Origin of the sequence: Vibrio chagasii (assembly GCA_041879415.1) — a bacterium.
Lineage (GTDB): Bacteria > Pseudomonadota > Gammaproteobacteria > Enterobacterales > Vibrionaceae > Vibrio.
The window spans coordinates 834334-847435 of sequence record CP090851.1; the positions used below are offsets into that span (position 1 = coordinate 834334).

A 13102-nucleotide genomic window follows, 5' to 3' on the forward strand; every position below is an offset into this window, starting at 1 on the left:
CCTAAGATGGAGTGTTTTTTAGTTGATTTATTCATCTGCACGATGTGGTATTTCTTAATTAAGCATTTCATTTAGCTGAAAGTCTTTTTAACTTCTAACATCTTTCTGTAATGCTTATAAAAGTTGTGTTCAGAACTAGTTAATACGGCTTTTTCTGGACAAAGATGTTTTAAACTTTCTTCGGTTTTGCATAAATCAGAACTGAATCTAGTTATACCTGCATTAAGTTTAGAAATAATTGTCTTTATAGTTTCTAGATTTTCTATTCCTATCAAAGAGATTGCTTTAGCAAGATTCTTATTGCAATATTTTAGCTGTGCTTTTATTTCGATTAATTCATTCTTTAGCTTATTTTCAGTATCTTTTCTGTATTGTTCTATTTGATGCTCAATAGAGTTAAATTTAGATTTGTTTGCACTAAGGTAGTGATTTACTTGATTGACGATCAGAGTTGTTAATTCTCTTGGAAAGATGATAGTTTGTTTCTCATTTTCAACTATTGAATCAATTCGTATTTGATTGAAATGTTCTTTAATCTCATAGTCAGTGTAAAACAGAGGTGACACAAAAAATTTTATTTCATCTGACCAACACAGACCTTGAACATTACCAAATGAAAAACTACCATTTGTTTTTTCTTTAAGTAACCTCTCTCTTAAATGTTTCATAATAAGTTCCTCTTCCAATATCTTTATTTTTTATCTCATATTTTAAAACTTAATCAAGTTCTCAGAATTGAAGGGGATTATCTTGTTTAATTGTTTTTATTTGACTTTAGGCACTTTTCGACTAAAGCATAGGAAAATATTAATCTAAAATAGTTGGAAAAATACTAGTAATTTATTTCGTATTTACTAGTAATCTTTAAAGTGAATTACTAGTAATTGATGGTTTTGGTTACTAGTAATTGTTGGAGTCTCTTACTAGTAAACTGATATGGTGTTCATTGTAATTTTACGAGTAAAAAAACAGACCTGTTGAAAAGGTCTGATGTTATGGAATGTTATCGTCTCATAGTTTCAAATAGGTCTGTTCGATACGAAGAATCGCTCAATAGCTTTTGTACAATGGCAGGAATTGATTGAATTAACAGTTCAATCTCTTTGTTGTTTTCACTCTTTTCAACAGTGAATGATTGAGTAGCTTCATCAAAAAGAACTTTAGCTTCACAAATTCTTCTTTCTTCATAATTGTACGCTTTGATAAAACTACTTAACAAACCATCTTTTGTTATTGAGATATTTCCGTAGAATCCGTAGTTTTGTATTTCCTTTGAGATCTCGAAACACAACTCTGAGCAGTTGGAAAAAGTAATGAAGTATGCTGAATCATTTAAGGTTGTATCTATTGTAGAAATCTCATCTAGAGGAGATTTCATATTTTTTTCTGAGTGATTCATTATAATAGTCCTTTTCTTATTATGCTCTTAACGCTTCTTCAAGCTGAAACTTTGTATTTCTATTAAACTTCTCCAACCCTTTAACGTTTGTTGAATTTATATTCAATTTATGACAAACAGACAAAGATAATTGTTCAATATTTGAATCCGCAATTTCTAGTATCATTCTTGAGCCAAAGATTGATTTTGTCTCAACAGATTCTTTTATGAATCTATCTCTTGATTCTTCCAGTTGACTTACTAGCTGTTTTAACTTTTCGTTTTTCATAATGTATCTCCATATTTAATGTGTGTATAATATTTTTATATCAAGCATAATAAAAAAATCAATAGTTACAGATATATATATGTTTGCTGTGATTGAATAATTGCTTGTTTTAGATGTTTTTCTTCAGTATTAGTTTAGAGATTACTAGTAAATTAAAAATTAATTACTAGTAATTTTAAGATTGGTTACTAGTAACCACAAAAAAAGCTCTACTAGGTAGAGCCAATTTTAAAGGAAATGTTTTAACTAATTACGATTAAGAAAAGTCGTTGAATCCTCCTTTTCCGTTTCCGTCTCTTGAACTATCACCGAACAAGGTTTTTTGCATTACGTCTGAAGTAGAACCTAAACCAAATAATAAAGCTCCTGCAAGTATGAAAATCAACGGCTTGCCTAGTGGCACTTGTTGAGGGTTATCACCGTGTTTTTTCAGGTTTAAACCACCAATAATCAAGAAGACAATGCCTAGTAATGTAGAGGCTAAAACCATCATTGTTGTTACTGCGTTTATCTGTGTTCCGATTGCTGTTGCTGTGTCTCCGATGTTACTTGCTGCAAATGAAGTTGAAGCTACTGAAGCGAGCAGACAAGTAATTAATGTTTTTATTTTATTCATATTAAAGTCCTTTTTCTGTTACTAATAACTTCAATAAAACAAATAAAATAGTTTTGTAAATAGTTTGTTTTTTTATCAAAGAACGGAAGTATGGTTTTTTCTTTTATCTAATGTATTTTTTAAACTTAGATTAATTTTAAATTGCTCGTTTTTGCTTGTAAAAATATTTTAATGATTGATTGTTCCGCTCTTTGATATACATTGAAAGTAATAATCAAATATAGGAGAAATTAATGATTAAAAGATATGAAATGATAGAGTCTGACATGTTAATTAAGGAAGTGGAATGTTTTACAAATGCTATCTTAACTATCTGTAAAGAAGAATTGGAAAGTCTTGATGAACAACAGATTCTGAAATGTAGAAAAGAGTTTTATGAGTTAGGAAAGGATTTTTATACATCTACTTGTGCAAATGAATTTGATCTTTACTCAAGAATAGAAATAATTCTAAAAAATTATGGAATAAACATAAATTATTAATAAAGGACTTAATATGAAAAAGAGAACAAATACATTTTTAATGTTATCTATAGCAATGAGCTTCACTGCAAACGCTCAGTTTTATGTCATAGCTACAGGGAAATATGAAGTTAGTGGTGAACCTACAAAAGTAGGTGAAAGAGCTGAAGAATGGTCTGTATGGGTTGACGATGGTGTTCATTACGATTGCACAGAATGGAATCCTCACGAATCAACAATGCCATTAGATGATGTTTATACAAAGTCTAGAGACTGTGAACAAGACCAAGTAAGAGAAAGAGACATTTACTATCAATATTCTGATGGTTCAGAATCTTTCAATCATACCGAGTTTGACTATCAAACGTTGATAGAACAAGAATCTGAACAAGCCGTAGGAACAAAACCTATCTATGTAGAGTTTGTCAAAATCGCAGCAGGTTATGACCACGCAGTAGCTCTAGATGGAATAGGTAATGTTTGGGTAGTTGGTGATAATCAGTTTGGTCAATTAGGTCTAGGCGATACAAATCATCGTTATGAGTGGGTAAAAACAAGTATTAAAGACGCTACTGACGTTTATGCAGGTTACGATTTTAGTTATATCGTCAAAGACAATGAGTTACTTAGCGCAGGTAAGAATAGTGATGGTCAACTTGCTTTAGGGCATACGAGCAACATTAACAGTTTCACAGCCACAGGCTTTAAAGATTTTACTCAAGTCGATCTAGGAACTGACTTTGCTTATGCGATTAAAGACGGAAACTTGCACGTTGTGGGTAATAACAATGCAGGGCAATTAGGAATAGGAAACAAAACTGATAAATCTCGCTTTACACAGACTACTTATCAAGTATCTGACGTTGCAGTAGGTGGAAGTTTTGGTCAAATTTTAGTGAATGGAACGATTTACTCTACAGGATCGGACTATAGCGGTGCTCTAGGTTTAGGTTCAACAAACTCAGTTCAAACATTCACAGCAACAAGCTTAAATGGAGTGACTGACATTGAAGCAATGATAGGCTCTTCATATGCGGTTAAAAATGGCGAGATCTATTCAGTTGGTAAGAATAACAACGGTCAGTTAGCTCTAGGTCATACAAACAATCAAAACACTTATAAAGCTACAGGCGTAACAGGATTTACAACGCTAGAAGCGAACGGTGATTCAGGTTATATGATAAAAGATGGTGATTTATACGTGGTTGGTTCTTCGTGGGGAGGACAACTAGGATTAGGCAATATGAATGATAAACATACATTCACTTTAACTCATACTGATGTAAAAGTTGTTGGGGCAGGTAACTCTTTCACATACCTAGTAGATTCAAGTAGAACGCTTAAATCGACAGGGTATAACAACAAAGGTCAACTAGGTCACGGTGATACCACTGAACGCCATAACTGGACTGATTTAGAAAAGAAACTTTATGACTAACCAAAAAAACCAAAAAAGACAGCACTAAATAAGTGCTGTTTTTTTGTTACTCCTTATATAAGGAGGTTATATAAGGAGGTCTAAATTAAACATTACTAAATTGAATATCGCTATATTGATAATTAAAATAATAAAATTAATTTATATAATATCAAAACCATTTATATAATCATTGTTACACAACAATGATAAATGTCAAATAATTAACGTTGATATTTTTGCTGATAAATTGATTTGTATTGTTTTTTTGTTTTAGAATGTGTGTTTTTTGAAAGGGAGTGATTAGTTTAATAATTCTTATTTTGAGTGATTATTATGCGGAATGTAGCTTTTCATTTATATGCGAAAGAGGTTTTGACTAATAAAAAAAGCAGCACTTATATTGTGCTGCCTTCTACGTATTGTTTAAAGTCTTTATGGTTTGATAGTTCATTAAAAAGAAGCTCTTCAAGTTGTTTAGAAATGCGATAGTAGGGGAAATAATTACTTTCACGATCTTTTTGTTTTTCTACAAGATTCATTTCTATGAGAATCTTTGTCAATGCTTGATTTGAGACTCTAGATTTTGCTAACAAAATTTGTTCTTTTGTCCTAATAGAGTTTGATTCATAGATAAACTCTACAAAATGTTTTAGTCTTAACCTCTCTAACTTCTCTTTTCTTGATTTTTGTTTGTTTATGTTCATAGAAGCAACCCTTTAAGCGATTGCTTCATCTATAGCTTTGTTAAAAGAAGATTCAAACAAGATTTCATCATAGTTTTCAAAAGAGTAACCTTCTTCAACTTTAAGGTATTCTAAAAGTTCTTCTTTTGTAAAAACATTATCTTCATACTTAAAGAATAGAGTGTTGTTAGATTGAAATGCAATTACTGTATAGAAACTATTTTCAGTATCAATGTCAAACTCTTCAAAATCATACTCTAAACCTTCCAGTATCGTTTTGCTAATTTCAAAACTACAATATTCAAAAGTCGTTTTGTGTTTTTTGCCAAAGCTGCGATTTTCAATAACAGTTGAATTAATCAGATCACTTTTATCAAATACAATATGTTCCATTTCTTTTCTGGATTTTTCAAACTGTTCTGACGCAAGGTGTTTGAAATGTTCATAAACTTCTTCATTGTCTATATCATATTCTTCACCAAACTCTTCTCTCATTTCACTAGGTAATGAGCAACAATTATCAATAGTATCTTGAGCATAATATTTTTGAAACTCTTTTTCTGTTGGAAAATCTAGCTCTGCTGCATTGATAAAATATAGGTTTGATTCTTTTGTGGTTTCTTTAAACTCTTTCATTATTATTCTCCTTCATAGTCTTTCATGTTCAGTTGAGCTAACTCAAGCTCATATTCACATTTTCTTTTATTTAATTCTGTAAATCCCTCTTTTGACTCACCATTTTTTAACTTATTTTCTATTTCAATCTTTAAAGTTGTGATTAATAAGCTTAATTCTTTTTTTCTGTAAAAATTATAAGTATCTTCATTTAACATATTTATTCTCCTTTGTTCAAGCTGTGTTTTATGTATATTTATTTGATTACTATTTCTTCTTGATTTTCGATATGTGATAAAGTGCTTTCTATATAATCTTTTAGTGATTGTGTTCTGATATTCTCAACTTCCCAATCAAGTTTATATGTGTGAGAAAGTGAGGTGTCCAACTTACTCTCTATTAGCTTATACATTTCTTCAATTACTAATTGAACATCAAAGTAATTTAAGTTGAAATTATCAATCGTCTTATGAACTCTAAAATCAATTTTAAAACCTTTAGACTTAACTACTATCTTTAACTCTTTCATAAACTGTGAATACATATTTGTCATAATCATTCTCCTTATTTTATATAATATTTATATCATGTTTTTATTTGTTGTAAAGCGATACAATATAAGAATATTATTGTGCTATTGAAGAATCCTTATAAATAAAGGTTTTTAGTATATATAAATATTTTAATGCTTTTAAAGTATTGTAGAGCGACACTATAAAAACAAAAAAAACCACTCCGAAGAGTGGCTTTTTGAAATTAATACTTAATATTAATTAAGCTTGTTGATGTTTCATTTCTTCTTGTTTTTCTTCTTCAGCAATTGCGTCAATAATCACCGCACAAGCTGCATCACCTGTGATGTTTAAAGCAGTTCTGATCATATCGAAGATTCGGTCAAGAGCGAAAAGAAGCGGTAGACCCTCGATTGGGATACCTGCTGCCAATAGAACAGCAACAACTAAGAATGAAGGTCCAGGGACCCCTGCTTGACCCACAGCTCCGAGAGTAGACGTTACGATAATTGCAATGTATGCACCCATTGAAAGGTCAATGTTGAATAGCTGTGCAAAGAATACAGCTACAAGACCGTAATAGATTGCATTACCACTCATATTGATTGTTGCACCTAATGGTAGAACAAATGAAGCAGTAGAATTCTTAACCCCTAGTTCATTTTCTACAGTGTCCATTGTCACTGGTAGAGTTGCCATTGATGAAGCAGTAGATAAAGCAACAGCTTGAGGTTTCTTCATCGCTACAAGGAATTTCTTTGCTGATGTTTTAGTTAGAACGTGAACCATCGCAGGGTAAACAACAAAACCAAAGATAAGGATTGCTGCGACATAAACAACGAATAGTTTAAATACAACCATTAGTGCGCTGAAACCAAATGTGCCTACAGCGTCAGCCATTAGACCGAATACACCAATTGGAGCTATGACCATTACACAATTAATCATCCAAACCATACTATCAACGATAGTATTCACGCCATTAAGAATAGGTTCACGTTTTTCTTTAGATTGCTTAGATAGTGCAATACCGAAGAATAGACAGAAGACTAGGATTTGTAGAATATTTGCTTCGTTAAGTGATTGAAAAACGTTGGTAGGGATCATACCTGTTATGGTAGCCCAAAAAGATGGTAACTCACCTTTAGAAGCGTATTCTGCCGAGAACATACCTTCAACACCAGAAACATCTATACCAAGACCCGGTTTGAATACTTCACCCATCACTAACGCAAGAGCAACAGCAAGTGCGGAAGTTATACCGAAGAAGCCGAGAGTCGAAAGACCTACTTTACCTGCGTTTGTGCTATTACCCAGACCTGCTGCACCTGAAATAAGTGCAACAGCAACTAAAGGGATAACAAGCATTTTGATTAGATTGATGAAAATTGCGCCTAGTGGTGCGAACATTGAAGCTGATTCGCCCAAAATAGCACCTACAGCCGTACCAACGACCATTGCAACTACGACTTGAAAGCCGATATTGCTCATTAAAGATTTGCTTTGCGACACGTCCTGAACCTCTTAGAGTGTTGTGTTTGAAAAGAAAATAAAAATTAGAAATATTTTTTTTGAAGAATATTTTTGATTTTTATCTTTATATACAGAAGGTTAGGTGGGTTTAAAGTTCGCTAAACTTTACTTTTTATTATCTTGATCATCCAAACCATCGCGTCAACAATCGCATTTACGCCATTGATGATAGGCTCACGTTTTTCTTTCGCTTGCTTAGAAAGTGCAATACCAAAGAACAAGCAGAAAACTAGGATTTGCAGAATGTTTGCTTCGTTCAATGATTGGAAAACGTTGGTAGGGATCATGCCAGTGATGGTTGCCCAGAACGTTGGCAGTTCGCCTTTCGCAGCGTACTCAGAAGAGAACATGCCTTCTACGCCAGAAACATCGATACCACGACCTGGTTCGAATACTTCACCCATTACAAGCGCTAGCGCTACAGCAAGTGCAGACGTTAGTGCGAAGTAACCTAGGGTTGTGATACCAACCTTACCAGCAGATGAGCTATTACCTAGGCCTGCTGCACCTGAAATTAGGGCAACCGCAACTAGAGGGATAACCAGCATCTTGATCAAGTTGATGAAGATTGCACCCAGTGGAGCGAACATTGTTGCGCTGTCACCCATCATTGCACCGACTAGGGTACCGATGAACATTGCAATAACGACTTGAACGCCAATATTGCTTAGTAAACTCTTTTCTTTTAACACTTCCATAACCTCTGTGCTACTAAATATAAAATTCCCAGAATTACTTACCAATGTACGTTGTACCATTGGATAAATATTTCGCGAGGAGTTTTACACGTATCCTTTACATTTATCAATATGAGCTGAGATGAAAGTACGCCAAAAATTGTAGGTCCAACGTTGTTTGGTGTTTTTTTATACCAAAGCAAACGTTTGCTTTGGTTTTTTCTTAGAGTGGTATTGGGTTGATTTATAAATGTGTTATGAGTGCGTGTTTTGTGAATGAATCTGGTTATTTGGTAATGATAAACATCCATTAACATTTCCTTTTCAAGTTGGAGCTTTTTTTGAGCAGGTAGAAGGTGGTGAACTTAAGCGAGTGTGTTGTGCGAAATTTAGCCTGAACTATGCTTAAGGTATCGATTTATTACCAAGATGTTACCTTTGCGCTTTAAATAAAACGTCTATCTAGCATCTCAGTTGTAAGGAGAGAGACATGACTTTTATTTTAAAGTACTTGTTCGCATTTCTTCTGTTGTTCAGCTCGGTAAATGTTCAAGCCGATGATGTTTGGGTGATTGAGGTGAATGGAGGTATCGGCCCAGCAACCAGTGATTACCTAACAAGAGAGATAGAGCAAGCCCACGATGAGCAAGCAAAGCTCATCATATTAAAAATGAACACGCCTGGAGGACTAGACTCTTCGATGCGTGACATCATTCGTGCCATTACCACTTCACCCATTCCGATTGCTACTTGGGTTGGACCAGCAGGTTCACGGGGGGCAAGTGCTGGGACTTATATCTTACTTGCTAGTCACATCGCCTCTATGGCTCCCGGGACAAATTTGGGGGCTGCCACTCCTGTGTCACTTGGCGGAGGGAAGGCGCCAACTAATCCGTTATCTCCTCAAGATGACGCCAATAATGATGATATCACCACAGATAATGAGCAAGGCTCAATGAAAGAAGAGAGCTCCGAGCAAGTAAAAGCCACTACCGCGATGGAGAAGAAGGTGATTAATGATGCTTCGGCTTACATTGTTGGCTTAGCTAAGCTTCACAACCGAAATGAAGAGTGGGCCGAAAAAGCGGTAAGAGAAGCGGCGAGTTTGGATTCCGAGAATGCTCTTGAGTTGAATGTGATTGATTTCATTGCCAGCGACCTGCAACAGTTGGTCGAAATGAGTAACGGCCGCACCATCATGATTAGTGGCATCAACCAGAACATAGAACTTAATGACGTGGCCTTTGTCGAGAGAGAGCAAGATTGGCGCTTTAGTTTGCTCTCGGTAATAACGAATCCGAACGTTGCATACATCTTAATGCTGATTGGTATTTATGGTCTGCTACTTGAGTTTTATAACCCAGGTGTCGGCTTGCCAGGAGTGCTTGGTGGCATTTGTTTGGTATTGGCTATGTATTCCTTACAAATGTTGCCTGTGAGCTATGCAGGTCTCGCCCTCATTTTGCTCGGTATTGCTTTGATGGTCGCCGAAGCCTTTAGTCCGAGTTTTGGTATTTTCGGCTTGGGGGGCGTTGCTGCGTTTTCGCTCGGTTCCATCATGTTGATGGACACTGAAGTACCAGGCTACCAAATCGCATTACCGCTAATTATCGGGATAAGTTTGTTCTCCGTTGCCTTTATCGTCGTAACACTCTCTATGTTAGCTCGAGTAAGAAGCAAGCCTGTGACCACTGGGATGGAAGCAGTGGTCGGTGAGACAGGTAAGGTGATCAGCGGTTTTCCTGGCGCGGGTAGAGTACTTGTTGCTGGCGAAATTTGGCAAGCCCAATGCATTAGTGAGCTGCAAGTAGGGCAGAGTGTCAGAGTCACCAAGCTAACAGGACTTTCTTTAGATGTTGAAGCTCTTTCTGATGAGACATCATCGAAAACTGGTTAGTGCTTAATGAGAGGGTTAACTCGAAGGACTTATTCATTGTTGAGTCATCGTTACCACTAGGGGGCGGTTATGTTTATACACACTATAGGTATTGTCATCGTGCTGGTTGTCTTGCTGATCGCCAGTATGTTCAGAGTACTACGCGAGTACGAGCGTGCAGTGGTCTTCTTCCTTGGGCGCTTTTACGACGTGAAAGGGCCAGGGTTAATTATCATCATTCCTTTCATTCAACAAATGGTGCGAGTCGATCTACGAACCATTGTATTGGATGTTCCCACACAAGACTTGATCACTAGAGATAACGTGTCCGTGAAGGTTAACGCTGTGGTTTACTTCAGAGTGCTGGATCCTAAGATGGCGATCAATAATGTTGAGAACTATCTTGAGGCGACCAGTCAGCTCTCCCAAACCACACTGAGATCAGTTTTAGGTCAGCATGAATTAGATGAACTGTTGTCTGAACGTGAAGAGCTCAACAGAGATCTCCAATCGATTCTTGATCAGCACACTGATAACTGGGGGATCAAGATCGCCAACGTTGAGATCAAGCATGTCGATCTGGATGACAGTATGGTGCGAGCTCTGGCTAAACAAGCAGAGGCTGAACGTTCTCGCCGAGCTAAGGTGATACACGCGACCGGTGAACTTGAAGCATCCACCAAGCTAAGAGAAGCCGCCGATGTGCTAAACAAAGCGCCTAACGCCATCCAATTGCGTTATATGCAGACATTGACCGAAGTGGCGAATGAGCGTACCACCACCATCGTATTTCCTATGCCTGTCGATTTAGTGGATAAAATCACTGATCCAATAAAAGCGACGCTCAGTGAGGCTGCGATTAAGAAAGCGATGAAATCCGATGATTAGCCAGGGTTTCTGGCTGCAATAAAAAAGGCGTCACATCTGTGGCGCCTTTTGAATTTAACGTCGTGTATAGCAGGTGCTAACCATTACTTCTGTGTTGCCGCTTTCATCGGCGCAACGAACTCTGCCAGTGTTTTAAGCATTTCTTCTGGTTGTTCGACGTTGTTTTCAATGATTTTTACAACGGCTGAGCCAGAGATAGCACCGGCAGCGCCTGCTTGAATAGCTTCTTTTACTTGCTCAGGAGCTGAGATACCGAAACCTAGTAGTGCTGGTGGCGCATCAAACTTGTTCAAACGGTCAAGCAGTGCGGTTACTGGCATGTTTGCTTTAGTTTCAGCGCCAGTTACGCCTGCACGAGAAAGTAGGTAAGTGTAGCCACCACCTAGTTCTGAAACAGACTTAAGCGTTTCATCACTCGCTGTTGGCGGAGCAATAAATATTGGGTGAACGCCAAACTTCTTCGCTGCCGCAACAAACTCACCACTTTCGTTGGTTGGTACGTCTGCAATCAGTACCGAGTCGATACCAGCATTCGCACAACGCTCGTAGAAGTTCTCAATACCACGTGCATAAACCAAGTTTGCGTACATCAGTAGGCCGATTGGTAGCTCTGGGTATTTCGCGCGGATTTGACCAATAAGATCAAAACACACATCCGGCGTTACTTTAGAATCTAACGCACGAATGTTCGCACCTTGGATTGTTGGACCATCAGCCAGTGGATCTGAGAATGGGATACCAAGTTCAAGGGCGTCAGCACCTGCTTCAACCAAAGTTTCCATGATCTTAAGAGACTGTTCAGCGTTAGGATCGCCAACCGTTACGAATGGTACAAATGCGCCTTGATTCTTTTCAGCTAAGCGAGTGAAGAGTGATTGATAGCGATCCATTATAGTGCTCCTTTCGCTTCAAGAATGTCATGTACAGTGAAGATGTCTTTATCACCACGGCCAGATAGGTTAACCACCAGAAGTTGCTCTTTTTCAGGTTCCGCTTGAGCCATTTTCAACGCGTGTGCAACGGCGTGAGATGATTCTAGAGCAGGGATAATACCTTCGTTGCGAGCAATTGCTTGGAACGCTTCTAGTGCTTCGTCATCGGTTACGTTGTCGTATTCCGCACGGCCAATTGCATTTAGGTGAGCGTGCTGTGGGCCAACGGAAGGGAAGTCTAGACCTGCAGACACAGAGTAAGATTCTTCTACTTGGCCGTTCTCATCTTGCATTAGTGGCGCTTTCATACCAAAGAAGATGCCCGTCTTGCCGTGTTTTAGTGGCGCACCGTGTTGGTCGGTATCAATACCTTTACCAGCTGGCTCTACACCGATTAGGCGAACGCTTTCTTCTTCGATGAAATCAGCGAACATGCCGATAGCGTTAGAGCCGCCACCCACACAAGCGATAACTGCATCTGGAAGGCGACCTTCACGTGCAAGAATCTGGTTCTTGGTTTCTTCACCAATCATACGTTGGAAGTCACGAACGATGGTTGGGAATGGGTGAGGACCTGCAGCCGTACCTAGCAGGTAGTGCGCATCTTCATAAGTTGCAGACCAGTCACGTAGAGCTTCGTTACACGCATCTTTCAGTGTTGCTGAACCAGAATGAACCGGGATAACCTCTGCGCCCATTAGCTTCATACGGAATACATTCGGGCTTTGACGCTCAACGTCTTTTGCACCCATGTAAACACGACACTTAAGGCCCAATAGAGCACAAGCAAGAGCCGTCGCTACACCGTGTTGGCCCGCACCTGTTTCAGCGATGATCTCATTTTTGCCCATGCGCTTAGCAAGTAGAGCCTGACCAAGTACCTGGTTAGTTTTGTGTGCGCCACCGTGAAGTAGGTCTTCACGTTTTAGGTAAAGTTTGGTCTTTGTACCTTTAGTTAGGTTGCGAGTCAGCGTTAGCGCTGTTGGACGACCTGCGTACTCTTGAAGTAGCGTCATGAATTCACTGCGGAATTCAGGATCGGCTTGCGCATCGATAAATGCTTGTTCAAGTTGGTCTAGTGCTGGCACTAGGATCTGCGGTACGTATTGACCACCGTATTCACCGAAGTAGGCATCGAGTTTAGCCATTGTGTTATTCCTTCAATTCTATTGGAGTGTCTTCACCCCAAGTCATTTAGTCTTGTTTGAGCTTCGCAAAGGCA

General features: G+C 37.8%; 15 protein-coding genes and 1 pseudogene. 4 read left to right on the forward strand and 12 right to left on the reverse strand.

Translation table 11 applies throughout. From position 1 onward, the window contains the following. Positions 1-71: 71 nt before the first annotated feature. The 4 genes from L0991_03735 to L0991_03750 all read right to left on the reverse strand — a co-directional run bounded on the left by L0991_03735 (position 72) and on the right by L0991_03750 (position 2283). Positions 72-668: a hypothetical protein gene (locus tag L0991_03735; protein XGB63187.1), complete on the reverse strand. Its 597-nt coding sequence runs from the start codon at positions 666-668 to the stop codon at positions 72-74. Between the two features lie 335 nt (positions 669-1003). Then, a complete protein-coding gene (locus L0991_03740) occupies positions 1004-1399 on the reverse strand; it encodes a hypothetical protein (protein ID XGB63188.1) in 396 nt (131 codons plus the stop codon). 19 nt (positions 1400-1418) lie between these two features. Then, a complete protein-coding gene (locus L0991_03745; protein ID XGB63189.1) occupies positions 1419-1667 on the reverse strand; it encodes a hypothetical protein in 249 nt (82 codons plus the stop codon). 256 nt (positions 1668-1923) lie between these two features. Further along, positions 1924-2283, reverse strand: a complete 360-nt coding sequence (locus tag L0991_03750; GenBank protein ID XGB63190.1) for a hypothetical protein — start codon at positions 2281-2283, stop codon at positions 1924-1926. Between the two features lie 233 nt (positions 2284-2516). Between L0991_03750 and L0991_03755 the strand changes: the two genes are divergently transcribed. Beyond that, complete coding sequence (locus L0991_03755) at positions 2517-2765, forward strand: hypothetical protein (GenBank protein ID XGB63191.1); 249 nt, start codon at positions 2517-2519, stop codon at positions 2763-2765. Between the two features lie 13 nt (positions 2766-2778). After that, a complete protein-coding gene (locus tag L0991_03760) occupies positions 2779-4182 on the forward strand; it encodes a hypothetical protein (protein ID XGB63192.1) in 1404 nt (467 codons plus the stop codon). A gap of 377 nt (positions 4183-4559) precedes the next feature. Here L0991_03760 and L0991_03765 read toward each other — a convergent pair whose 3' ends face one another. From L0991_03765 to L0991_03790, 6 genes and pseudogenes are all read right to left on the reverse strand, one after another. Then, entirely contained in the window at positions 4560-4868 is a 309-nt protein-coding gene (locus L0991_03765) for a hypothetical protein (GenBank protein ID XGB63193.1), read from the reverse strand. A 12-nt stretch (positions 4869-4880) separates the two neighbouring features. After that, positions 4881-5483: a hypothetical protein gene (locus L0991_03770; GenBank protein XGB63194.1), complete on the reverse strand. Its 603-nt coding sequence runs from the start codon at positions 5481-5483 to the stop codon at positions 4881-4883. Between the two features lie 2 nt (positions 5484-5485). After that, complete coding sequence (locus L0991_03775) at positions 5486-5680, reverse strand: hypothetical protein (protein ID XGB63195.1); 195 nt, start codon at positions 5678-5680, stop codon at positions 5486-5488. Positions 5681-5718: 38 nt separating this feature from the next. Next, a complete protein-coding gene (locus tag L0991_03780; GenBank protein XGB63196.1) occupies positions 5719-6015 on the reverse strand; it encodes a hypothetical protein in 297 nt (98 codons plus the stop codon). Between the two features lie 220 nt (positions 6016-6235). Then, entirely contained in the window at positions 6236-7465 is a 1230-nt protein-coding gene (locus L0991_03785; protein XGB63197.1) for a dicarboxylate/amino acid:cation symporter, read from the reverse strand. Positions 7466-7629: 164 nt separating this feature from the next. Then, a pseudogene (locus tag L0991_03790) lies at positions 7630-8205 on the reverse strand (cation:dicarboxylase symporter family transporter). 469 nt (positions 8206-8674) lie between these two features. On the opposite strand from L0991_03790, the gene L0991_03795 reads away from it, so the two are divergent. Further along, on the forward strand, positions 8675-10081 hold the full coding sequence (locus L0991_03795) for a nodulation protein NfeD (GenBank protein XGB63198.1): 1407 nt from the start codon (positions 8675-8677) through the stop codon (positions 10079-10081). Positions 10082-10150: 69 nt separating this feature from the next. Next, complete coding sequence (locus L0991_03800; protein XGB63199.1) at positions 10151-10948, forward strand: slipin family protein; 798 nt, start codon at positions 10151-10153, stop codon at positions 10946-10948. 83 nt (positions 10949-11031) lie between these two features. Here L0991_03800 and trpA read toward each other — a convergent pair whose 3' ends face one another. Together trpA and trpB are read right to left on the reverse strand one after the other, a co-directional pair. After that, positions 11032-11838 (reverse strand): tryptophan synthase subunit alpha, encoded by an 807-nt coding sequence (gene trpA / locus L0991_03805; GenBank protein ID XGB63200.1) that lies wholly within the window; start codon positions 11836-11838, stop codon positions 11032-11034. Continuing rightward, positions 11838-13028 (reverse strand): tryptophan synthase subunit beta, encoded by a 1191-nt coding sequence (gene trpB / locus L0991_03810; GenBank protein ID XGB63201.1) that lies wholly within the window; start codon positions 13026-13028, stop codon positions 11838-11840. Before trpB ends, trpA begins: the two co-directional genes overlap by 1 nt. Positions 13029-13102: the final 74 nt, after the last annotated feature.